This window comes from Candidatus Vallotia laricis (assembly GCF_020541325.1).
Taxonomy (GTDB): Bacteria; Pseudomonadota; Gammaproteobacteria; order Burkholderiales; family Burkholderiaceae; genus Mycetohabitans; species Mycetohabitans laricis.
Genome location: NZ_CP047399.1, coordinates 521,051 through 545,897 on the forward strand (window position 1 = coordinate 521,051; position 24,847 = coordinate 545,897).

Annotated in this window: 12 protein-coding genes and 2 tRNA genes; 10 read left to right on the plus strand and 4 right to left on the minus strand. The window is 43.3% G+C overall.

Annotated elements, in window-relative coordinates; genetic code table 11:
- Nucleotides 1–1,792: 1,792 nt before the first annotated feature.
- The gene (gene mfd, locus GKR41_RS02045; RefSeq protein ID WP_226810226.1) at nt 1,793–5,290 is read right to left on the minus strand and encodes a transcription-repair coupling factor; all 3,498 of its coding nucleotides are present in this window, start codon (nt 5,288–5,290) and stop codon (nt 1,793–1,795) included.
- A 91-nt stretch (nt 5,291–5,381) separates the two neighbouring features.
- On the opposite strand from mfd, the gene ispD reads away from it, so the two are divergent.
- Together ispD and ispF are read left to right on the plus strand one after the other, a co-directional pair.
- Entirely contained in the window at nt 5,382–6,119 is a 738-nt protein-coding gene (gene ispD / locus GKR41_RS02050; protein ID WP_226810194.1) for a 2-C-methyl-D-erythritol 4-phosphate cytidylyltransferase, read from the plus strand.
- 55 nt (nt 6,120–6,174) lie between these two features.
- The gene (ispF, locus tag GKR41_RS02055; RefSeq protein ID WP_226810195.1) at nt 6,175–6,654 is read left to right on the plus strand and encodes a 2-C-methyl-D-erythritol 2,4-cyclodiphosphate synthase; all 480 of its coding nucleotides are present in this window, start codon (nt 6,175–6,177) and stop codon (nt 6,652–6,654) included.
- A gap of 189 nt (nt 6,655–6,843) precedes the next feature.
- Here the strand turns inward: ispF and GKR41_RS02060 are convergent, their stop codons facing one another.
- The gene (locus GKR41_RS02060) at nt 6,844–7,617 is read right to left on the minus strand and encodes a squalene/phytoene synthase family protein (protein WP_226810196.1); all 774 of its coding nucleotides are present in this window, start codon (nt 7,615–7,617) and stop codon (nt 6,844–6,846) included.
- Nucleotides 7,618–7,862: 245 nt separating this feature from the next.
- On the opposite strand from GKR41_RS02060, the gene GKR41_RS02065 reads away from it, so the two are divergent.
- From GKR41_RS02065 to GKR41_RS02095, 7 genes are all read left to right on the plus strand, one after another.
- A tRNA-Leu gene (locus GKR41_RS02065) sits at nt 7,863–7,949 on the plus strand.
- A gap of 949 nt (nt 7,950–8,898) precedes the next feature.
- Nucleotides 8,899–10,254 carry a trigger factor gene (tig, locus tag GKR41_RS02070; RefSeq protein WP_226810197.1) on the plus strand — a complete coding sequence of 452 codons (1,356 nt, stop codon included), beginning with the start codon at nt 8,899–8,901 and terminating at the stop codon, nt 10,252–10,254.
- Between the two features lie 81 nt (nt 10,255–10,335).
- The gene (gene clpP / locus GKR41_RS02075) at nt 10,336–10,989 is read left to right on the plus strand and encodes an ATP-dependent Clp endopeptidase proteolytic subunit ClpP (protein WP_226810198.1); all 654 of its coding nucleotides are present in this window, start codon (nt 10,336–10,338) and stop codon (nt 10,987–10,989) included.
- A gap of 150 nt (nt 10,990–11,139) precedes the next feature.
- On the plus strand, nt 11,140–12,411 hold the full coding sequence (clpX, locus tag GKR41_RS02080) for an ATP-dependent Clp protease ATP-binding subunit ClpX (protein WP_226810199.1): 1,272 nt from the start codon (nt 11,140–11,142) through the stop codon (nt 12,409–12,411).
- 200 nt (nt 12,412–12,611) lie between these two features.
- Nucleotides 12,612–15,026 carry an endopeptidase La gene (gene lon, locus GKR41_RS02085; RefSeq protein WP_226809557.1) on the plus strand — a complete coding sequence of 805 codons (2,415 nt, stop codon included), beginning with the start codon at nt 12,612–12,614 and terminating at the stop codon, nt 15,024–15,026.
- A gap of 459 nt (nt 15,027–15,485) precedes the next feature.
- Nucleotides 15,486–15,558, plus strand: a tRNA-Val gene (locus tag GKR41_RS02090).
- 259 nt (nt 15,559–15,817) lie between these two features.
- Nucleotides 15,818–17,026 carry an MFS transporter gene (locus GKR41_RS02095; RefSeq protein WP_226810227.1) on the plus strand — a complete coding sequence of 403 codons (1,209 nt, stop codon included), beginning with the start codon at nt 15,818–15,820 and terminating at the stop codon, nt 17,024–17,026.
- Nucleotides 17,027–17,831: 805 nt separating this feature from the next.
- On the opposite strand, the gene pgi is transcribed toward GKR41_RS02095, so the two are convergent.
- A complete protein-coding gene (pgi, locus tag GKR41_RS02100; protein WP_226809558.1) occupies nt 17,832–19,475 on the minus strand; it encodes a glucose-6-phosphate isomerase in 1,644 nt (547 codons plus the stop codon).
- 491 nt (nt 19,476–19,966) lie between these two features.
- Here pgi and purL point away from each other — a divergent pair, with 491 nt between their 5' ends.
- Nucleotides 19,967–24,028, plus strand: a complete 4,062-nt coding sequence (purL, locus tag GKR41_RS02105) for a phosphoribosylformylglycinamidine synthase (RefSeq protein WP_226809559.1) — start codon at nt 19,967–19,969, stop codon at nt 24,026–24,028.
- Nucleotides 24,029–24,540: 512 nt separating this feature from the next.
- Here the strand turns inward: purL and GKR41_RS02110 are convergent.
- Nucleotides 24,541–24,843, minus strand: coding sequence for a BolA family protein (locus GKR41_RS02110; protein ID WP_226809560.1), 303 nt, complete (start codon nt 24,841–24,843; stop codon nt 24,541–24,543).
- Nucleotides 24,844–24,847: the final 4 nt, after the last annotated feature.

The window sequence follows — 24,847 nt, forward strand, 5'->3', positions numbered from 1 at the left end:
ATTGGCTATAAGAGTATATGGGCCAGGAGGGTTAGTTACAAGACCAGTATTTCTCGTATAGCGCTGCGGGGAAAGTGTGGTGCATAATAATGCTCATTTTATAGTGCCTTCGAAATATGAGCAGCGGTAGAATGATACTTATCGATAAAACTAGGACATTATATTGACTAGTTTATCCAAGAAACTTGTCTTTTTTGACCATTAATGTAGAAAGAACTACTATTGTAGAAAGAACTACTATTGATATATCCATTAGTAGGACATGTTGAGCTTAATAACTCCTTATTTGCTAGCCTAGTCGATGCGACTATTCACTATCAGTTCCTGGTTATACTGCTTAATAAAACTAAGGTTATTTTTACTAGAAATATTAGTTTGACTATTATTTTCAAATATAAATAGGCGTTTACATATCGATCATGTCTTGACTTGTAAATTCAGATAAAAGTACCCAGTCTGCATATCTTTTTCGGGTTCGCCTAGTAACAAGGAAAACTCACTAGAGCGCATAGATTAGTAGCTTTATAAGCATATAGGAATAGACTATATTAGTATTCTGCAGAAAGATGTAACAATGCATTATTGAATAAGAACTGGTCTATGTTACTTCCACGAAGTGCGTGACTTTATCATCTAAAGATTAAATCTTTAGCTATTCATGCAGTAGATTTCTTTACTCAGTAATATATTACACGCAAAACTTTTCTAGGCGGTCTTCGCTGTATTGCGAAACTCGAAGAAAGAGTTATCTATACCAACGCGGTATCTGAAAAAGTTATTTTTCTATCATCGTATTACTAATATAGTCATGCATATTTTAAAAGTGCCGTATCAGCATATCTTAAATAGATATTTTGATATATTACAGTAGACTGTAAACCTAAGCATTTAGGAAAACTTTTATGCTTGCGCAGCACAAAACGAGTACAGTGTATACGCACAGATAGTTCGGAAATATTGCATCCAATAATAATCAATTAAAATTTCCGTTTACAACAGTATTATGCAGAGGGAGGGTGTTACGACTATGTAAGTATAGCAAACATAAATCCTCATTTCTCGGGGATTAGAGCGTGAATACTTGTTTGGCGAGATTCCACCCTAAACTAGTGTAAGTACTGAGGTTGATAAGCGTTATGACAGCGTAATCCGCGAGCTAGTGAGTGACCTCAATTTCAATTAATATATGAAACTACTGAATCCAAGTATGAGGGTCAACCTAGTTTAATAAATTAGAAAATGCTCGATCTTTAGAAATTGATTAACACAGCACTACTGCAGTCCTCAAAATATTCAAGAATCCGATGTTAATTTTGCTAGGCTCATCAAACTGCATTTTCAGAGGTAAATCATAAAGCTTGTGATATCTATTCGTACAACGAAAAGATCACCGCCTCATTGCTATCTATCCCGGTAATACGTCATGCGACAGACTGACTAATACCAGTATATAGTACTGGTATTAGTCAGTCTGTCGCAAAAAAATTAGCCGATTTCCTCATTCATAGTATATAAGCGTTCCATCTAAACTGAGCACCGTAATCATGTTTGATTCAATCAAACCCAGGATTTAGCTAGTGTCTGGTCGTATCGAAGCTAATCAGCCTGTTAGTCCATGCAGTAGCTCTAGAACTAGCTAGAAAATTAAACGAAGAAGAATCTCGAGAAATGTTTCTGATGCAGACATGATATTCTTTAAAGTTGATAATCTTTCTATTGTATTGCACTCAAAAAACAAATCTGAAAATTGCACGTTATTAGCCTATCTAGCATCGTACATATGCAATCTAACTCATCTATTCGAACAGTGCTTACACAGTGTGCTAAGGGCCCGCATCGTTTCCATGATTATCTTGACACGGCTTGCTAAGTTGGAACTGTGTAGATCAATCCGCAATTTGTCTTGCCCCGCTAGTTTGATGTAGCTATATTTCCGCATCATTTCAACGATTCGTCCAGGATCGATTGCTGGATTTTTTGTGAATTGAAGATAGATCATATCTTCTGATGCATCGATTTTGAGGATGCCAAGTTGCTTAGCAACTAACCTTAGTCGATGAGTTTCCATTAGTGCCTGCGCCTGTATTGGCAGTTTTCCAAAGCGATCGATAAGTTCTTCATGAATGCTATCGATAGCCCCGGCTGTCTCACAATTAGCTAATCTTTTATATATCGATAGGCGCTGCGGTATGTCACCGCAATATTCGGATGGTAGAATTGCCGGAATATGCAAGTTAATTTCGGTAGTCTCAGCTAAAGGCGAATTTAAATCTAGTTCTCGGCCATCCTTTAAAGCGCATACAGCGTTATTAAGCATATTAGTATAAAGTTGGAACCCAATTTCTTTGATATCGCCAGATTGTTTTTCGCCTAGAATCTCCCCGGTACCTCGGATCTCTAGATCATGTATTGCAAGGCGGAAACCGCTCCCTAATTCCTCCATTTTCCGAATAGCTTCTAGGCGCCGCTGAGCCTGCCAGGTCAATGATTGTGGATCGTGAAGCAGTAAGTAAGCGTAAGCTTGATGATAAAAACGACCGACTCGGCCCCGCAATTGATGTAATTGGGCAAGACCAAATTTATCAGCGCGGTGAATGAGGATCGTGTTTGCGTTTGGTACATCGATCCCGGTTTCTATAATCGTCGTGCACAATAGTACATTGACTCGCTGCGATATAAAGTCGCGCATTACGCACTCAAGTTCACGTTCGTTCATCTGGCCGTGCGCTACCGCAATTCGGGCTCCGGGCGCCAGTATTTCGAGCGCTGTTCGACGTCGGTCTATCGACTCAACTTCGTTATGCAAAAAGTAGACTTGTCCACCGCGCTTAAGTTCGCGTAACATAGCCTCACGTATTACGCTGTCCTCCTCTCGCTGCACAAAGGTTTTAATCGCTAATCGCTTTTGCGGTGCAGTGGAAATTATTGAGAAGTCTCGCAACCCTTCTAGTGCCATACCCAGAGTACGAGGAATTGGCGTGGCTGTTAATGTCAGCACGTCTACTTCCTCGCATAGCGATTTAAGCGCCTCCTTTTGCTGCACCCCGAAACGGTGCTCCTCGTCAATAATTACGAGTGCTAAACGCTTAAAACGTACATCTGTAGAGAGAAGCCTCTGAGTACCGATGACAATATCAACGTTACCGTTATTAAGCGCTTGGATCGTGGTGTTGACCTCCCTAGGGGACTGGAACCGCGATAACTCAGCGATACGTATCGGCCAGCCAGCAAAACGGTCGGTGAAGGTCTGAAAATGCTGCTCGGCCAGTAATGTTGTCGGCGATAAAAAAGCTACCTGCTTACCGTTAAGCGCTGCAATGAAGGCCGCACGTAGTGCTACTTCAGTCTTACCAAACCCGACGTCGCCGCATATTAATCGATCCATTGGTTGGCCACTAGTCATATCGTTAATTACCGCCGAGATGGCAGAGGCCTGATCCGGTGTCTCGTTAAAACCAAAACCTTCCGAGAAACGCATGTATTCGCTTCGATCTATGGCAAACGCACAGCGCTTGCGTGCGGAGCGACGAGCATATAGATACAGAAGCTCTGCTGCTGTATCTCGGAGATGCTGAGCAGCACGACGCCTGGTTTTTTCCCATTGTCCGGATCCAAGGACCTGGAGCGGAACCTTGTCCGGATCAGCAGCGCTGTAGCGAGAAATCACGTGTAACTGTGACACTGGAACATATAGTCTACTCTCGCCATGGTATTCTAGATGCAGAAGCTCAGTGTTTCCCTCACCAATATCCATTGGTATTAGGCCCATGTATCGTCCAATTCCATATTGGATATGTACAATGGGGTCACCAACTTTTAGTTCAGACAGATCGCGTACTATTAAGTCTATATTTCTGGTGGATCTTGCGTAGCGCCGATGATATCCAGTCCGCCTCGCAAGCGGGCCATATAGCTCAGTTTCCGTGACTAGCGCAATATGCTCTTTTGGTAGAATAAAACCGGATGCAATAGGCGCAACAGCTAGCCCGAATAGCGCATCGCTTTGTATAAACTCATCGAAAGAATCGAAGAGAGACGCTTGAAGATGATGATCGGCAAGTAATTGAGCAATAGTTTCGCGGCGTCCGGCTGACTCGGCAAAAAGCAGGACCCGCTGATCTGTCGTGCTGAGATAGCGTCGTAGCGCGTTAAGCGCATCGTGCGAGCGGCGATCCATTGCTAGTGATGGAAGGGGAATCGACCAGCACTCAGCGTCATTGTCTAATGGTTTATAGGCTAGTAAAATCCGTGCAAACGGCCTGATTAAGCCGAAGAAGTCCTGCTCTGATAGAAAGAGTCGTGCAGGCGATAGGACTGGACGATCATGATTATGCGACAAAAACGCATAACGCTCCTTAGTTTCAATGATGAATTGCCGTATTGACTCCTCGATATTGCCAACTAGAACCAAATGCGTGTTCTTTGGAAAATAGTGGAGAAGAGTTGAGGTATCTTCGAAGAATAGTGGCAGGTAGTATTCGATACCCGCCGAAGCAACACCATTACCAACATCTCGATAGATAGCCACACGGGAAGGATTTCCATCAAATTCGGCGCGCCATCGACTACGAAACTCGGTGCGCGCGGTTTCATCAAACGAGAACTCCCGCCCCGGGAGCAGGAGTACGTTGCACACTGGATAAAGGCTGCGCTGCGTATCAGGATTGAATGCGCGAATAGAATCGACCTGGTCATCGACCAGGTCGATTCTATATGGAAGAGACGATCCCATCGGAAATAAATCGATTAATGAGCCACGAACAGAGTATTCACCAGGATGAACAACTTGGGTTACATGTTCGTAACCTGATAGTAATAACCGCGCCCTCAATTTAGCTTCGTCTAGCTGCTGGCCTTGTTTAAGATCGAAAGTATGTGTAGCTATGAACGTGGTTGGCGGCATTCGATATAACGCGGTTACAGCTGGGACAATAAGTATTTCACAGCGTCCCTCACCTAGATCAAACAATGTAGCAAGCCGTTCCGAAATTAAGTCTTGGTGCGGAGAAAATGTATCGTACGGCAGAGTTTCCCAGTCGGGAAAAAGTCGTACGCGTACGCTAGGCAAGAAATAACTAATTTCCTGCTGTAAGCGCTGTGCATCGACCGCACTCGCACAGATAAGCGCGATCATCGGCATACGGTCCCGATTAGATAAGTAATAGCGTGTAATTGCTAGGGCATCAGCCGACTTTAATGCGCCATTAAACACATAGCGCTGCCCCTCTTTGGGGAAAGAAAAGGGACAGGAAAATCGTGAATCGCGCGAGGCAGCAGAGTAATGTGGCATGAGCAGATAATAGGGGTTGCAGGCGGCAACTTGAAACACCTATTATAAAATCTGTCTTTCATTTTGACTCCGCATAAATTATGCGATTTTTGTGACCCCGCGTCTGTTTGCCCTAATTCTCTGCGCTGGCAATGGTTCGCGAGCGGGTTCTCCAATTCCGAAGCAGTACCAGATGGTTGCTGGACATAACCTATTGTATTACTCAATAGCGGCATTTGATGCATGCTCGGAGTTTACCCAAACACTTGTAGTCCTCGCGCCCGACGACGTTTATTTCGATCCGTGTCACTTAGGTGCATTGCGTTATGCAATCAAACACTGCGGCGGCAAAATCAGGTGCGAATCAGTGCACAATGGGCTACTTAAGCTAGCCGAATTCGGCGCGTGCGCTTCTGACTGGGTTCTAGTTCACGACGCTGCCCGACCGGGTATCACGCCGAGATTGATCCGTACACTAGTAGCTGCTGTATGGGATGACCCTGTGGGTGGTATTGTAGCAATACCGGTAGTCGATACACTGAAGCGTATTACTTCATCGAAGTGTGCTACCATTATTGATAAATCGTCAAAATTACGTATCAGTTCAACTGAACCACGAGACTATTTATGGCAGGCACAGACTCCACAAATGTTTCGTATCGGCATTTTGCAAGAGGCATTTATACAAGCGAAGATGTGTAGTGATGCAGCAACAGATGAGGCTTTTATGCTTGAATCGCTTGGTTATAGACCTCAGATTGTGCAAGGAAGCATGCGCAACTTCAAAGTGACGTATCCAGAAGATTTCGCACTGGCTGAAGCATTTCTCACGCATAAAACGATGTACTGAGCGCCGCTATATGCGTCCAGAAGTACCGAAACACTGACTGGCTGGAGAACAACAAATGAATTGGCGAATTGGCCAGGGCTACGACGTACATAAACTTATACCAGGTAGACCTCTAGTAATTGGCGGAATGATAGTACCTTATGATCGCGGTCTTCTTGGATATTCGGACGCCGATGTGTTGCTGCACGCAATCACAGATGCGCTACTTGGTGGTGCGGCATTGGGTGATATTGGCCGTCACTTTCCTAATGAAGATCGGAATTTTTCGGGCGCTAACAGCCGAGATCTCATGCGAGAGGCAGCACGACGTGTGGCGAAAGCAGGATTTTATATCGTCAATGTGGATAGCACTGTTATTGCGCAGCAGCCCAAGCTGTCTAAATACATTCCATCAATGCGCGGAAACATTGCAATAGATCTTGATATTCACGACAACGCTATTAATATCAAGGCGAAGACCAACGAAAATCTAGGATACATAGGTCGGGGTGAGGCTGTTGAGGCACAAGCCGTAGTACTGCTTACCAGTCGATAGGCTAGCGTTCTGCATTAAGGTGGGGTATAAGCGAATTCGCGAATATTAAATAATATTAATTCTAATCTAGTACTCTGGCCTCAGAACGCGGTCATCCTGTATAGACTGCTCTATTGGCAGCTCAATGGTTATTAATTCTTTAGAGGCTTCTACAGTATTAGGATATCTAATAATTCCGGTACATTATTATTACTGCGTACACCACGCAATCCATAATTTTCGTATCGGTGTCAATGTAATGCGCTGATGCAGCACGCGATAGTCTTCTATCTCTATTTCGTGCAGTACCGCTAACAGTATAGCAGCTTGCGCGCGGAGCATGCGTTGAGTTTTCCGCTCGGCTTGCGGTATTGCGTTAAGAGCTTCAGTGAGGAAATAACGCGCACGCTTCACTTGGAACGACATCAATTGTGTCAATCTGTTACTATAACGAGAATATAGGATATCGTCTGCTGTCACACTAAATCGCCGCATTTCGTCAATCGGGATATAAATGCGACCGCATTGTGCGAGCGAGCCAGTACGCTTAACGATATTAGCAAATAGCAATGCTCTCCCTAGCTTCGGTGCCCACGACTCTAGGACTGCTGGCTCGCACGCAGTGACTCTAGCTACTGTATTCGCTAATGTAGCTCCTACCTGCTCCAGATAACGGTGCAACTCTAAGTAGTTCAGATAGCGTGTCTGGTCTATGTCCATCTGATAACCGGATAGCCACGTCATAAACGTCCTGATCGGCGGTGCGCTAGCGTAATAATAACGTGCTATTGCCTGCGTTACTGGATGGGTGGGAGTATCCTGTGCAAGGGCCTCGAATTCGCTTTTCCACCAGGTGAGCTTGACGCGACCAACATCTGGATCACTCACTTTGCTAATGCTCTCAAATAGCTTCTGATGCAATGTGTATAACGCAGTTAATAAGGGTTGAGCTACTAGTGGAGCACGCTGAAGTGCGTAGTACATACTAGATCCGACTGGCGCAGCTTTTTGCCGGCAATAATTGTCTATATTCACGTAAAACACAAGATAAGAAGCATATGAGGTATGTAATGCGAAAACAAGCTTATTATTTAGGCATGCATGAGGCAGACAACGCGCCGTAAATCCGTTAGAATCTCGGATTTACGGTAGAATTTTCCGAGTCGGGCTAACTATACTTTAGCAAAATAAGGCAGTACAACAAAGCGACATGCAATACACCGCTAGATGCGAGGATGGCGAAATTGGTAGACGCACCAGGTTTAGGTCCTGACGCCTGAAAAGGCATGGGGGTTCGAGTCCCCCTCCTCGTACCATAGATCTACTACCGTCGTAGATTTTGAGTCCAGCACTAACCCCAAAAGGCAGTAAATAAATTTAAGCCTACTCTACCACTCATGATCGTTAGCAATCCTGCATTTCCTTGGGGAGTAATTAGATGTCTCAAAGGATTCTCAGAAATTCTATATTTCACACGGCGTGGAGTCCAATATTTTATTGGACAAATAGAGATTTGTGACCTTATTTCTAAGTTTGACGAAAGGCTGCGTAAGGAGTGAGTCGTGCTGAAAAACAATCACGCATTTTTTAAATTTATTTGTTTTATACCATTAATGTTCGGTGTTGTGTGCTGGAATAGTTACTATATTAGTCGATCTAGATCAAAGTATTATTTCAGGGTGTTGTTATTTCGTTAGTTTGTAATTAGATGGCCCTTCATATAAAAAAACACCGCTTACCGAGATGTACTAATTTAGTGTTATAGCAAGAAGCGCTTCGAATTTGCTGCGACTGATCTTATACGTGCCGTGGTAATAAATATGCTAATTTTTCGTTAGTTAAGTAATATTAATATCCTACTTAGATAATTTGTTAAATATGTATATAGACATAAAAGATAAAGTTTCATTAAACAAATCGGAAGAAGCTGTATTTTATTACCATTTTTGAGAAATTTAACGTAAATTTAATATGAACATACGCTGAGAAACATAGTTGCCATGCAAGCGCAGAATCTCTAGAGAGAGTGTATAGCGACTACTAATTGGCCTAATTTATTATATCGGTAATCAGCCCGATAATAGAGCAAAATATACCGTCAAAGACGCACCCTCGCACCGGCATCTATGGGGAAAATATGATAAGACCTCATTACATAGAGAAAAATTGTATGTCAGACAGAGTAAACCTTGCTATACAGGTTACCGCTTGCTTAGCGCCTGGAGAACCAGACACTCAAATACTACTTTAGGATGGATTAAATTCATGGCTAATGTTGTAGAAAACCTTGGAAAACTTCAACGGCGCGTAACAATTTCGTTGCTGAAGAATGTCGTCCAGAAAGAAATTGATGAACGTATCTGTAGGCTAGCAAAGAATGTTCGCATGCATGGTTTTCGCCCTGGAAAAGTGCCACTGAAGATGGTTGTGCAGCGCTACGCTAGCCAATTAGAGCTGGAAATACTAAGAGAGAAAATTGACAAGGAGTTTTTCGACATCAGCACGGCTGAGGGCCTACGCATAGCGGGTCAACCAACCTTCGTCGCAAACCAAGAATCTGCGGGGGGTGATGCGTATGTATTTAATGCGACTTTCGAGGTGTACCCGATAGTAAAGCTTGGGGACCTATCAAGTGTGGAAATACAGCGGAAAATAACAAAAATCAGAGACGCTGAGATTGACCGAACTCTCAAAACCATACATAAACAGCGAGTGCATTTTTACTCCCGTGGGGACACGAGCGAGCCCGGAATAAGCGGAAAAGATACTAGTGCACAAATCGGAGATCGTGTAACAGTCGACTTTATTGGCAAGATCGATGGAAAAGAATTTCCAGGGGGCAGTGCAGAGAACCTCACGTTTATACTCGGCGAAGATCAGATTCTTCCAGAATTCGAGAGAGCAACGTTAGGCTTAAAAGTAGGGGATTCTAAAGAGTGCACTCTTAGGTTCCCGGATGACTATCACTCTAAAGATGTAGCCAGTAAAACTGCGAGTTTCATAATCAACATCAAGAAGATTGAATGGCCTCAACAGCTGAAAATTGATTCAGAATTTGCGAAATCGCTCGGTATTGTAGATGGTAACTTAGAAAAGATGCGTTTAGAGATCAAAGATAATCTGGATCGTGAGGCAAAGCGCCGAACGCAGGCTATCCTAAAAAATCAGGTAATGGATGCCCTATTAAAACTTTCTAACTTTGATGTACCGAATTCGCTGATTGAGCAAGACCAGAGGCGGCTTGTCGAAATAGAACGCAAAAATCTAGCACGCCGAGGCATTCTAGACTCAGCAAAGGCTCCAATCTCAGCCGAAAAATTTAAACAGCAAGCCGAGTTCCAAGTAAAGCTCAGCTTGATTCTGTCTAAGTTGATTAAAGATCATAAACTAGAGGCTAAACCAGAGCAAATCCGAGTTGTAGTGAACGAACTCTCAAAGAGCCACGAGGACCCAAAGAAAGTTGTACGATGGTATTATATGAACCAGCAGCGCCTAGCTGAGATAGAGGCATACGTAGTCGAAAACAATGTCGTAGATTTCGTGCTGGACAAGGTAAATGTGACCGATAAGGAAGTAAGCTTCGAGGAACTAATGCACGACTCGAAGGAAGCTCTGGCGTAAAATCATATATTCACCTCGCATTTTTTAGTTAACGAGTGCATCACTAAAGTATCTATTAACTCTAGGTACAAGGATAGAATCATGACGTTCCATGCAGATTTTATAAATCAACTGGCCGCGCATGCTACTGGGGAATTCGAGGCCCAGGCTCTAGGCCTTGTTCCAATGGTCGTCGAGACGAGCGGACGAGGTGAGCGAGCCTACGATATCTATTCACGCCTGCTTAAAGAACGGCTGGTTTTTCTAGTTGGAGAGGTGAACGATAAGACTGCAAATTTAGTCGTTGCTCAATTGTTATTTCTCGAAAGCGAAAATCCGGATAAAGATATTAGTCTTTACATCAATAGTCCAGGTGGCTCGGTGTCGGCCGGCATGGCAATCTACGATACGATGCAATTTATTAAACCAGACGTAACTACGCTATGCATGGGACTTGCAGCTAGTATGGGTGCCTTCTTGCTTGCCGCTGGCGCGCGAGGTAAGCGTATTGTCTTACCGAATGTGCGAATCATGATTCACCAACCTATAGGGGGTGCGCGTGGCCAGGCGTCTGATATTGAAATTCAAGCTCGCGAAATCATGTTTTTAAAGAATCGTCTAAATAATCTGCTCTCGCAGCATACTGGGCAACCAGTCGAGAAGATCCAGAGAGATACCGATCGCGACAATTTTATGTCAGGCGAAGACGCGCAGATCTATGGGCTGATCGATCGGGTGCTGTATAAGCGTCCATAATATATACCTCGTTAAGAGAACCCGCTACTATTGCTATGCTTTATTGATTATCTTCAATAAAGCATAGCAATAGTTTATAACCAGTTTAGCAATGCTGGGGTCATCAATCGGCGTATGATGTAAAAGAAGTGTCCGGAGGCTTATATATTTATGGCGGACAACAAATCTGCGAATAGCGAAAAGCAGCCGTGCTGCTCATTCTGCGGAAAAAGTCAGCATAATGTCATGAAACTTATCGCTGGACCGTCGGTTTTTATTTGCAATGAATGCATTGATCTATGCAACGAAATTATTCTTGAGGAGGCAGATAGCGTAACCAATAATAAAAGCGCTACACTATCCTGTTTGCCTAGCCCCCCAGAAATACATGCACTTCTTGATCAGTATGTGATTGGGCAAGAACAGGCTAAAAAAATTCTTGCGGTAGCGGTATACAATCACTATAAGCGTCTTAAGCGTCTCGATAAAAAAGACGATGTTGAGTTGTCTAAGAGCAACGTTCTATTAATTGGGCCGACTGGTTCAGGAAAGACTTTGCTTGCACAAACTCTTGCAAAAATGCTAAATGTTCCGTTCGTGATTGCGGATGCAACCACTTTGACAGAGGCGGGCTATGTTGGCGAGGATGTTGAGCACATTATTCAAAAGTTGCTACAAAATTGCAATTGTGAGATTGAGAAAGCACAGCACGGTATTGTTTACATCGACGAGATCGATAAGATTAGCCGAAAATCAGATAACCCATCGATTACTCGTGATGTGTCAGGAGAAGGTGTACAACAAGCTCTGCTAAAGCTAATCGAGGGAACAATAGCATCAGTGCCCCCGCAGGGGGGGCGAAAGCATCCAAATCAAGAGTTTATGCAGGTTGATACAACTAATATCTTATTCATTTGTGGAGGGGCTTTCGATGGTCTTGAAAAAGTCATCACAGACCGTACAGAGAAAAGTGGAATTGGTTTTGGGGCCAGCGTGAAGAGTAAACAGGATCGCGACTCAGGAGAAGTTTTACAAGATGTCGAGCCCGAAGATCTAATAAAATTCGGCCTCATTCCGGAACTTATTGGCCGATTGCCAGTTATTGCAACACTGGGTAAGCTGGATGAGGCTGCTTTAATAAAGATTCTTATTGAGCCAAAAAACGCATTAGTAAAACAATACCATAAGTTGTTTAACATGGAACAGGTAGAGCTTGAGATTCGGACAGCAGCACTACGGATAGTCGCAAAAAAAGCAATCCTCCGAAAAGCTGGAGCGCGCGGATTACGTTCAATCTTAGAACAGGCGCTACTGGATATTATGTATGAGCTGCCCGGTCTCAAAGGAATTAGAAAAATTGTCATCGATGAGAATGTTATTGACGGTGATGGCAAGCCACTCCTAATCTATGAAGACATATCTAAAGTATCTAAAAATAATTAATCAAGGGCGATATACACCTGTTTCTCAAAAGCAACTAGATAAGTGAGCACCCTTTCTCATTTAAGAAGGGTAATTCTTAAATTTTTACAAACTCTTCGATCTGGATAAATTTTTTATATTTGTCTATCCCGAAGGGTTGTAATAAGGCGTTATTGCCTCAATTGCAGAATGCATGTGAGATTTTATACTGAGGATAAAAAATGTCAGGCAGCCAACTTCTTCCGACTGAATGCAGCACTTTTCCACTGCTTCCGCTGCGGGATGTTGTCGTGTTTCCGCATATGGTAATACCGCTATTTGTTGGCCGACCAAAATCTATTAAAGCCCTTGAGGTAGCAATGGAAGGCGGCAAGCACATTATGTTAGTCGCGCAAAAAGCTGCTACGAAAGACGAGCCAACCGAAGAAGATCTTTACGAAGTCGGATGTGTTGCAAATATCCTTCAAATGCTTAAGCTACCAGATGGTACTGTCAAAGTACTAGTCGAGGGATTACAGCGTGCAAAAACTTTGTCGATTAAAGAGCATGAGACGATATTTTTGTGCGAGCTAAAACCAATAGAGTTAGTCTGCGCTGACAGCGCAGAGACCGAAGCATTAAGGCGCGCAATTATTTCGCAATTCGACCAGTATATAAAGCTTAACAAAAAAATCCCTCCCGAGATTCTAGCATCACTCTCCGGAATAGATGAAGTAGGGCGTCTTGTCGATACGATCGCCGCTCACCTTCCACTAAAGTTACACCAGAAGCAGAATATTCTGGAGATGTTTCCTATTATTGAGCGCTTAGAGCATTTGCTTGTACAACTTGAATCCGAAATCGACATTTTACAGGCCGAGAAGCGTATACGTGGGCGTGTGAAGCGTCAGATGGAAAAAAGCCAGCGCGAGTATTACCTTAACGAGCAGGTTAAGGCAATACAGAAGGAGCTTGGCGAGGGTGAAGATGGTGTCGATATTGAGGAACTCGAAAAGCGCATTACCGCGGCACGTATGCCACAAGAGGCAAAGAAAAAAGCAGATGCTGAACTAAAAAAACTGAAGCTAATGTCGCCAATGTCTGCCGAGGCTACTGTAGTGCGTAACTATATCGAAACATTAATTAGCTTGCCATGGCGGAAGAAAAGCAAGGTAAATAATAACTTAGGGAATGCTGAAAGTGTGTTAGATGAAGACCATTTTGGTCTTGAAAAAGTGAAAGAGCGTATTTTAGAGTATCTAGCAGTTCAGCAACGTGTAGATAAAGTAAAGGCACCTATTCTATGCCTAGTAGGCCCACCCGGTGTTGGCAAAACCTCGCTTGGGCAGTCGATCGCGAGAGCAACAAACCGCAAGTTCGTGAGAATGGCTCTCGGCGGCGTACATGATGAGAGTGAGATACGCGGTCACCGTCGTACTTATATTGGATCAATGCCCGGAAAAATCCTGCAAAGTCTGACAAAGTCGGGAGTGCGTAATCCTCTTTTTCTACTCGATGAAGTCGATAAGATGGGGAGAGACTATCGGGGAGACCCATCATCTGCGCTGCTTGAAGTACTTGATCCAGAACAAAATCACACGTTCTCAGATCACTACGTCGAGGTCGAGGTCGATTTATCTGATGTAATGTTCGTAGCAACCTCAAATTCTCTAAATATTCCAGCGCCACTACTAGATCGAATGGAGGTCATTCGTCTATCAGGCTATACTGAGGATGAGAAAGTTAATATTACACAGCGCTACTTAATGCCCAAACAAAAACAGAACAACGGGTTAAAAGAAGGCGAAATCGAGGTAACAGAAGCTGCAATCCGCGATATTGTGCGGTATTACACACGTGAAGCAGGTGTACGTTCGCTCGAGCGTGAAGTGTCAAAAATTTGCCGAAAAATTGTGAAATTGCTACTGTTAAAGGGGGTTAATAGTACGATAAAAGTTGATAAAAGTAATTTAGATACATTCCTCGGAGTACGAAAGTTCGACTTTGGACTAGCTGCGAAAGAAAACCAGATCGGCCAAGTTACCGGGCTAGCATGGACAGAAGTTGGTGGAGATTTATTAACAATTGAAGCAGCACAAATGCCTGGCAAAGGCAATGTGCTTCGTACTGGCTCACTCGGCGATGTAATGAAGGAATCCGTTGAAGCAGCCCGCTCGGTTGTACGTTCTCGTTCGCACCGGCTAGGTATTATGGATGAAGTGTTTAAAAAGAGGGATATTCATATACACGTGCCAGAAGGTGCAACACCCAAAGACGGTCCTTCCGCAGGTATCGCGATGACAACTGCTCTCATCTCAGTATTAACTGGCATTCCAGTGCGCGCTGATGTCGCGATGACTGGCGAGATTACACTGCGTGGCGAAGTACTACCAATCGGTGGACTAAAGGAAAAGTTGTTAGCTGCGCATCGTGGTGGTATTAAGCGTGTATTAATTCCAGAAGAAAACGTGAAAGATCTGGCTGAAATTCCAGATGCGGTAAAAAATACAATCGAAATTGTACCCGTGCGGTGGATTGATAAAGTGTTAGAATGGGCTCTTGTGCGTATGCCGGATGCACTGCCGGATGATCATCCTAATCCCGCTCCAGTTGAGGGCCAGACGAAAGATACGACTAGTGAGGTTGTTAAGCACTAAAATCTAGTGGGCTTTGTCTATTAAAAATAACTATAAAAATTTATTTTTGGTTTAAAAAAACAAAATTTTTAGCATATTATGAAGTATTTAATAGCATTTATCAGCTCTCTAAAAGTACTTGTCAGGTAGTTTAATTTACGGTCTATAGCGTGCTGCCAAGAATTTTTCTACCCATTAATAGCCTAAAATATCCAGTTAGTTCTTTATATATACAGAATTTAAGTTACATACTACTTGAAACTTAAAATTAAGTAAGGAAAAGCAGTTACCATTGTAATAAAAAGTACTTTAATTATCAGGGCTATAAGTTTCTGATTCGGATGAAGATTGTCGTAATCATAAGTCCAGAGTATATAAAATAACTATATGCTTACTGCGTTTTAAAATACTGAAAATCTCTGGTAAAGTTCTAAAAAATGTGGCAAAATAAAAACCTATATACACTAGATATAGTATAGAGGGTGCTTAGCTCAGTTGGTAGAGTGGCGCCCTTACAAGGCGTAGGTCGGGGGTTCAAGTCCCTCAGCACCCACAATCCCTCTATAAAGAACTAATAACGCACCTAAATATATGTAAATATTAGATATTTAGAGTAGTAAATTTTTTGTATAAATGTTGTTAGTAATAAAATCTCAGTAATTAATAAATTAATGCTAGATATTACCACTATTGTTTTTAGCATTGACGTCTAGACTCCAATCCAATAAGAGTGCGGGGCACTGCATAATAAAAAACGCTTAGGCCCGTAATTGCCAAGATAATTTCTCATGTCAAAAGTCAACGATAGAACCATGACTGACGTGTCGTCGAAAAACCTTTACCCACATGCAAAAAATAATGTTGCTAGACTTACTATAGCGCAGGCACTCGCTGGCGCAAATTCTACTGTGATATATGCAACGGGGGCAATTGTCGGAAATATGCTTGCACCCAGTCATGCTTTAGCAACTTTTCCAGTTTCGGTTTTTGTTGTTGGAATGGCCGCATCATCGTTACCGGCTGGTGCCATTGTTCAGCGATGGGGACGCCGTGCCGTTTTTATGATTGGAGCTGGATGCGGTGTAATATCTGGTTTACTGGCAGCTTGGGCTGTTAAGTCAAATTCATTTTGTCTATTTTGTACTGCGACTTTTTTTGGTGGCATTTATGCAGCTGTTGTGCTTTCATTTCGCTTTGCTGCGGCAGATTGTGTTCCTCATCAGCACCGCTCGCGTGCACTATCATTCGTTATGGCTGGTGGAGTTTTCGCGGGAATTATCGGTCCTCAGCTTGTTACCCGGACTATGAGCTTATGGGCTCCGTATCCATTCGCAGCGACTTTTTTAGCACAAGCGATAGTAGGCGTATTGTCCGCACTCCTCTTGCGAGGAGTGCGTCTTCCAAGATTAATTATAAAAGAGCCCTCATCGGGTCGCTCGATTACCCGAATACTTCGACAGCCTAGATTTATTACAGCGGTGATCTGTGCGGTTGTATCCTATTTGTTAATGAACTTTCTTATGACAGCAGCCCCTTTTGCTATGCAAATGTGCGGTTTATCGCAAGCCTCCTCTAATCTTGGGATTCAGTGGCATGTAATTTCGATGTACGCGCCAGGCTTTTTTACTGGTACTCTTATTAATCGGTTGGGTGCACAACGAGTTCTAACAGCAGGACTTGTTCTTATCGGGCTTGCAGCCGTGACTGGATTGCTTGGCGTAGATGTAGGTCATTTCTGGCTTACGCTGATTTTACTCGGCGTTGGGTGGAACTTTGGTTTTGTTGGTGCATCCGCTGTCGTTCTTGAGTGCCATGAGCCAGAAGAGAGTATTCGAGTTCAATCGCTTAATGACTTTATTGTATTTGGAACGATGGTTTTTGGCTCTTTTCTATCAGGTAGCTTGCTAGCAATATTTGGATGGAAAATGGTGCTTTGGTTTTCTTTTATTCCACTAACAGTGGCAGCGATTGCGTTAGTACGCGCCGCTCGGTATTCTTATTTAGATACGAGCTCTACATAGCTTACCACTAGAATTATTACTTATACAATAGTAGCTGAACAGAGAAAATTTAATATTTTATTTCTTAGCTTAAGTTGATATAAAAAATAGAAAAAGATTTTGCATTGCAAAATCTTGCATTAAACGATAAAAACTACGTATATTCAAAAATGTTTTGTTTTTTACTAACTTCTTAGTACATATAGTATTTTATACTCTAATCTTATCTAATTAATTTTTTATTTCCTAAGAATTTTTTTATAGTGTCTAAATTTTAGTTTTAACTATTTATCTATTAAGAATCCTGGGTGGAAATATATGTATTCCCGCGAAGGTATACAATATTTCTATGTCCTTCAGAAGAAAATTCCTGGTGGCTATCTTATAACCAACTATACATATAAAATATAACTGAGTAAAGTTCAACTTTAGTAGTACCATAATATTCTCGCAGTAAAAAATTATTATAGAGATACATATTATAGATATGTACTAATAAAACATTATAGAAATAATATAATTAAGTTAAATATTTTATTTAAATTTCAAGCATAGTTTCTAAAAATCATAGAAAAGTGAGCTACTTTAACTTTGTTAAAGATTTCATCTTATTATCCCACAATCTATAATAAATATCTAAGACAAGTTGTAAAACTTATAAAATAGAGTATCTAATATAATTCTGTTTATAACGATAAAATCAGATAAATTATTTAAATATTTATTTAAATAAAATTATCCAGTCAGTATGTGGCATAAAATAGTGAACTCTTCGCTATTACATGATAATTTTTTGGAAAAAATGTAATGGTTTACTGTCAGCGCACTAGTATGTAATAGTGCTTTTCGCAGTTATAGATTTTCGAGCTCGGGTAATGAGTGTACGTGTGGATGAATCATGCTTATATAGATCGCCTGTTGGGCTGGAAACTAATTCTAACTCAATAATTTTGCTAAGAATCTTGCCTAATTCAACACCCCATTGATCGAATGGATTAATATTCCATATAGCAGCCTGTACGAACGTCTTATGCTCATATAGCGCAATTAGAGCCCCAAGCGATTGGGGATTTAACTCATCTAGTAAAATTGTATTTGTTGGTCGATTTCCAGGGAAAACGATATGCGGTACGAGTGCTTCCCGCTCACACCCAGCGATATTTCGTGCCTCCGCTTCTGTGCGTCCCAGCATTAGCGCCTCGCTTTGTGCGAAACAATTCGCTAGCAGTTTTTCATGATGACCGGGTAGGGAGTGCTCCGGCGTAAGCGATAAAATGAAATCAATAGGAACAATTGTAGGCCCCTGGTGCAGCATTTGGAAAAACGCATGCTGGCTGTTCGTACCAGGTTCTCCCCAAACTACCGCCGAAGTCGGATAATCAACAAAATGTCCATCTAGAGTTACGGATTTTCCATTACTCTCCATCTCTAGTTGTTGTAAGTACGCTGGCAGGAAATGTAGTGCTTGTGAATATGGTGCGACAACATAACTTTGTGAACCAAAAAAATTTCGATACCACACACCAAGCAGTCCAAGTAGTACTGGTAGATTGCGTTCTAGTGGCGCGTAGCGAAAGTGCTTATCTAATAGATGGGCGCCCTGTAGCAATCGATCAAAGTTTTCCGGTCCAATTGCGATCATTATTGACAATCCAACTGCGGACCACAACGAGTATCGTCCCCCAACCCAGTCCCACATCTCGAATATATTATTGGGCGAAATACCAAAACGCACCACCTCTGCAGGATTAGCTGATACAGCGACAAAATGCCAAATTAATTGATCCGGTGTGCAGCCACTGCGTCTAAACCAGTCGCGTATTGAACAAGCATTCGCCATTGTTTCTGAAGTTGTAAATGTCTTCGACACAATAATTGCTAACGTCTGCTCTGGATTAATTTGTTCTAGTACGTTCTGAAGATCAACACCGTCAACATTAGATACGTAGTGTATGCTAATCCTCGATTTCGCAAGATGACGCAATGCGTGTGTAACCATCTTCGGACCCAGGTCTGATCCTCCAATGCCAATATTAACGACGTGCTGAATAGGTTTTCCAGTGTAACCTACCCATTGGCCGTTACGTACCCGCTCAGCAAAAAGCCTCATTTTTATGCGTTCTGTCTTGATCTGCGCTGCGTATGGTGAATGTGCATCAGAATCACGCAAAGCAGTATGCAGTGCAGCGCGGTGCTCGGTTGGATTTACAATCTCTCCCGTAAACATCGCATCGCGTCGCTCCTGCACATAGGTTTTGCGAGCGAGCTGAATAAGCAGGGCGATTGTTTGGTCTGTTATGCGATTCTTCGAGAAATCTAATGTTATTCCACTACTGTTGATGGTAAAGCGATCCGCTCGTGTAGGCGGCTGGTCGTTTGCAGTGCTGAACCAGTCTCTCATATGACAATCTCGAATCAATTCATAGTGAGCGGAAAGGGCGGACCAGATGGGGAGCAAATTTAAACTCATAGCCATGCTTATCTTTGTATTGTCTCTATAATGAAAAAAGGTACTGTCAGTAGATATGCCAGCATAGCTTTTATGTATATATAGATATATACATTATTAACACTAATTATAACTATGCGCGTGACATCTGAAATCGTCTATTCCGCTATGCTTACAACCCAGATGCGGATCTGGGTAAGTGCAGTACTTACATTCGCATAAACCGGCAGCATTTCTTGGTTAGCATACACTGACTGAATATCAAGATTTGTTTGTCATGCTAAAAACCGTTATAAGTTTTATTAGTGTAATAATCTCGATATCTAGACGTTAAATGATGTGGGTATCATGTAATATTTGCACCTATATATCTAATAAGCGCGTCGCAGTAAAATCTAATTTTTCTACACTGCTTGTCTTGGTTTTGCCGACACAGCGTAGCCTTCTTCTAGGAAGGTTGCACAAAGCGCTTCTGTCGACACGCCAAGGCAACCCTTTGATGTAAATCCCCTATGCTTTATTGCTCGTGCTTCCCTGGCGCTCTAGCGCTGTCTCAGTTTCGCAAGAACCGCCTTTTACAAACTCTAGAGACGATTGAACCAACTATAACTGACTTTTATGCGCGTTTTATTCATTTCGTGTATTCACATACTGCACTTAGTGATACCGATATATTACGGCTTACTAAATTGCTGGAATACGGTGATCCTCCGCTAGCCGATCACAGTGGCGAAACTTTCCTCATAATTCCGAGGATCGGCACAATTTCACCATGGGCGTCGAAGGCTACAGATATTGCCAAAAACTGTGGGTTAGACAGTGTGCAGCGAATTGAACGCGGCACTGAATATACTATGATAATTAAGAGTAACATACCTGGGATATTTAGCACTAAAAATATATTAAGCAAATCAGCTCGAGCCAAGGTTGCTCTAGTGCTGCACGATTGTATGACCGAAAGTGTAGTTACTACCCGTGAAGAAGCGCATCAGTTATTTAATGTATTGCCCGGAAAACCATTGCAATTATTAGACGTAATTAATCAAGGATGCACCCCGCTAATAGCCGCTAACGTCGAACTTGGACTCGCTCTTAGTAATGAGGAAATCAACTATTTGGTTGAGGAGTTCACGAAGATAGATCGTAACCCGACAGATGTGGAACTAATGATGTTCGCGCAGGTTAATAGCGAGCATTGTCGGCACAAGATCTTTAACGCGCAGTGGACGATTGATGGACAGCTCCAAAAATTCTCACTTTTTCAGATGATTAAGAATACGCATCTGCTCAGTGGTCAACGAACAATCGTTGCGTATTCAGATAATTCAGCAATAATAGAGGGATCTCTTGCAAATCGCTGGTTTGCTGGCGGCAGCACATATCGCTATTCGTCGTTTCGGGAGCTTCAGCATACTCTGATAAAAGTTGAAACACACAACCACCCGACAGCGATTTCACCGTTCCCCGGGGCGGCAACCGGCGTTGGCGGCGAAATACGCGATGAGGGTGCAACCGGACGGGGGGCGCGTCCAAAGGCCAGCATGAGTGGCTTATCGGTATCCAATCTAGAGTTGCCAAATGCAATTGAGGTGTGGGAAAAAACTAATCTCGATGCCACAGAGCCACTTTCCAAGCGTTTTCGTAACGATAGAACCGACTGTTACGGTCGACCCAAGCGTATTGCTTCACCACTACAAATTATAATCGACGCACCTCTTGGTTCTGCCTCATTTAACAATGAGTTTGGCCGACCGAATCTAGGTGGCTATTTCCGCGTTTATGAGCAGAACGTCGGCGGCCGAGTACGAGGTTATCATAAACCAATTATGATAACTGCCGGAATTGGCGATATTTCGCATGCGCATACCCACAAGGACACTATCCCGGCCGGCTCACTGCTAGTGCAAATCGGCGGTTCCGGTATGCGCATTGGCATAGGTGGCAGCACAGCTAGTTCTATGATTACAGGGGCTAACACTATCCAGCTCGATTTTGATTCGGTGCAGAGAGGTCACCCTGAAATCCAGCGCCGTACACAGGAAGTTATTAACGCATGCTGGCAATGTGGAAATAAGAATCCAATTCTGTCGATTCACGATGTCGGTGCCGGCGGCTTATCTAATGCACTTCCGGAGATTGTCGAGGGTTCTGGGAGGGGGGGGAGATTCAAATTAAGATGCATACCACTCGAGGAAAGTGGATTGTCGCCGCGCGAGATCTGGTCGAACGAAGCACAGGAAAGGTACGTTCTTGCAATTGCGGCTCATGATCTTTCTAAGTTTGAGGCGATATGCTGCCGTGAACGCTGCCCTATGGCAGTAATCGGCATTGCCACGGACGAACGGCAGTTACAATTAATCGACGATTTTGTAACTGATGCCACCCATCCTACGTATATGCCTGTCAATATGCCAATTGACGTTCTGCTGCGCAAAGCAGTGCCGATACGTTTCGACGTCACACGTGTATACAGTACATTCGTGCCCGTGGAGCTTACTGGCTTGACTCTATTAGATATATCTACGCGGATACTCAGGCATCCGACCGTTGCCAGTAAGTCTTTCTTGATTAGGATCGGAGACCGCACTGTTGGCGGATTATCAGTCCGTGATCAGATGGTTGGCCCGTGGCAAGTTCCAGTAGCCGATTGTGCTATTACTGCTATGGACTATGACGGTTTCCGTGGTGAGGCAATGACAATAGCTGAGCGAACTCCACTTGCAGTGATTAATGCTCCAGCCTCTGGGCGTATAGCTGTCGGAGAGGCAATTACAAATATTGCTTCCGCACCAATCGAGTCGCTGAATTGTCTAAAGCTGTCTGCAAATTGGATGGCCGCATGCGGTAGTGCCGGAGAAGATGCCGCGTTATTCGATACCGTCAAGACAATTAGCATGGAGTTATGTCCGGCATTGGGTATCGATATCCCAGTTGGAAAAGACTCGTTGTCGATGCGAACGCAGTGGCATGAACATGGCGTCGATAAGGAAGTAATTGCGCCAGTATCGCTAATCATTTCCGCATTTGCTCCGGTAGAGGATGTACGCGCCCACCTTACACCTCAGTTGCGACGCGTGACTGACGTCGGTGATTCAGTATTAATTTTTATTGATTTAGGCTGGGGTCGAAACCGTCTCGGCGGAAGTATTCTAGCACAGGTCACGCAACAAGTCGGTGACAATGTACCGGATGTTCAAGATGCACAAGACTTGAAATCTTTCTTTGCTGCAATTCAATTACTCAACCGAGAGGGACGATTGCTGGCGTATCATGACCGCTCTGATGGCGGTCTATTTGTAACGGTGGTGGAAATGGCTTTTGCTGGTCATGTTGGTATCTCGTTGAACGTGGATATACTTACAATCGAGCAAAAACATGAATTCGACTGCGGTGATGTAAAAGACTGGACACGGCAGATAGCTGCCCGACGCGATGACTTAACGATGCGCTCGTTATTCTGTGAGGAGCTGGGCGCGGTGCTGCAGGTGCGCACTATCGAGCGCGATAAAGTTCTAGAGACGCTACGCACATTCGGTCTATCGAGCACGAGCCACGTTATTGGGAAGCTGAACGACCGTGATGTAATTGAGATTTATCGCGACGCAAAGAAGATTTATGATGTACCTCGTACTAAGTTGCATCAGGTTTGGAGTGAAGTGGGTTGGCGAATTTCTCAACTACGAGACAATCCTGCGTGTGCGGATGCTGAGTACGAGAGCCTAAGCGATGTATTAGATCCCGGCATTGTGCCTTATCTAACGTTTGATCCACAGGAGGATGTAGCGGCGCCTTTTATCTCTAAAAGCAATCGGATGCCACGCCTAGCTATTCTGCGAGAACAAGGTGTTAACTCCCATCTAGAGACTGCTTATGCCTTTTCCCGAGCTGGATTCGATCCTTACGATGTACATATGACCGATCTGATTGAGGGGCGTGCCGATCTTGCACAATTTGCTGGTGCAGTAGCCTGTGGTGGGTTTTCGTATGGCGACGTATTAGGTGCGGGCGAAGGTTGGGCAAAGACGATTCGTTTTAATGCACGTTTGTCGGATATGTTTATCTCGTTTTTTGAGCGTCCTGATACGTTTGCACTCGGTATTTGTAATGGTTGTCAGATGATGAGCAGCCTTGCGTCGATGATCCCTGGTGCACAAGCGTGGCCACGTTTCGTACGAAACCGCTCTGAAATATTCGAAGCACGCTTTTCATTTGTGCAGATTGAAAAATCGCCGTCGATTTTCTTTTCTGGGTTAGAGAATTCTCGCTTGCCTGTTGCTATAGCGCATGGCGAAGGTTATGCAGACTTTTCGAAACAAGGGGATTTATCGAGCGTAGCGATTGCGATGCGATATATTGATCACCACGGTGTAGTAACTGAGCGTTACCCGTTTAATCCGAACGGATCGCCCCAGGGTATTACATCGGTTACCACGCCAGACGGCCGATTTACTATTCTTATGCCGCATACTGAACGCGTGCATAGAACGATACAAATGAGTTGGCACCCACAAGAGTGGGGTGAGCCAAGCCCGTGGCTTCGGATATATCAAAACGCACGCCGCTGGCTTGGCTAATCTCGTTTAGAATCCGCTAGCTCATTTAATATTAATAGCATTTAGCTAGTGGATTTTTTTGAGATAAGCAGTATTTGCACCATGCGAATAGTTATCAACTTACCATTATTGAGAAATCTTTGAGTTTTAGTATAATTTCTAGAAGATTTTCCTAAATAAGTCTTAAATTCAGTTGACTATTTTCGGGATCTCATAAAGCTTAAGATTAAATCTTTCGTTCTCTACGGGCATAATAATAAGTTGTAATACAAATGTAGCTTTTACCAAAAGCTTGTTATTCGATAAACTACTGAAGTCAACATTACTAATGAAAATTTGGATTATAATGATTTGGTCGACCAGCAAGACCTAGTTTTTATTTACCGTGGATAAGTAGCTGTAGCCTCGAAAAGTCTTTTTGCTCTTAGCATATTGGCCACTTTGTTGGTAGGTGAATCTTTGTTAGGGTGTGAATGCATCTCATACGTTATATAACCTGTAGGAATAAATCAGAATCGGATTTTTTCCGGAAATTATTTAGAATCAAATTCTTTAGGCGTATACGCATTAATTGAGAGCGCATGGATGCCCTTCTGCATCTCATTGCGGAGCGCAGAATACACTAGCCGGTGCCGATCTACCCTAGTATGTCCGTCAAACACAGCCGAAACGATAGTCACGGAATAGTGACTACCGGTCGCGGCGCCCGCATGTTCTGCATGTTCTAGGCTATTATCTTGTATCTCGAGTACAAACGGGGATAGAGTCGTAGAAAGACGATCTCGAATCAGCTCGATGCGCCTATCCGGCGAGGCAGCTAAAAATATATTATTCATCAGA

Excerpts from the sequence above, each read along its gene's own strand:
- mfd (WP_226810226.1), bottom strand. The coding sequence starts at position 5,290 with ATGCCACATTACTCTGCTGCCTCGCGCGATTCACGATTTTCCTGTCCC.
- ispF (WP_226810195.1), top strand. The coding sequence starts at position 6,175 with ATGAATTGGCGAATTGGCCAGGGCTACGACGTACATAAACTTATACCA.
- GKR41_RS02060 (WP_226810196.1), bottom strand. The coding sequence starts at position 7,617 with ATGTACTACGCACTTCAGCGTGCTCCACTAGTAGCTCAACCCTTATTA.
- tig (WP_226810197.1), top strand. The coding sequence starts at position 8,899 with ATGGCTAATGTTGTAGAAAACCTTGGAAAACTTCAACGGCGCGTAACA.
- clpP (WP_226810198.1), top strand. The coding sequence starts at position 10,336 with ATGACGTTCCATGCAGATTTTATAAATCAACTGGCCGCGCATGCTACT.
- clpX (WP_226810199.1), top strand. The coding sequence starts at position 11,140 with ATGGCGGACAACAAATCTGCGAATAGCGAAAAGCAGCCGTGCTGCTCA.
- lon (WP_226809557.1), top strand. The coding sequence starts at position 12,612 with ATGTCAGGCAGCCAACTTCTTCCGACTGAATGCAGCACTTTTCCACTG.
- GKR41_RS02095 (WP_226810227.1), top strand. The coding sequence starts at position 15,818 with ATGACTGACGTGTCGTCGAAAAACCTTTACCCACATGCAAAAAATAAT.
- pgi (WP_226809558.1), bottom strand. The coding sequence starts at position 19,475 with ATGAGTTTAAATTTGCTCCCCATCTGGTCCGCCCTTTCCGCTCACTAT.
- purL (WP_226809559.1), top strand. The coding sequence starts at position 19,967 with ATGCTTTATTGCTCGTGCTTCCCTGGCGCTCTAGCGCTGTCTCAGTTT.
- GKR41_RS02110 (WP_226809560.1), bottom strand. The coding sequence starts at position 24,843 with ATGAATAATATATTTTTAGCTGCCTCGCCGGATAGGCGCATCGAGCTG.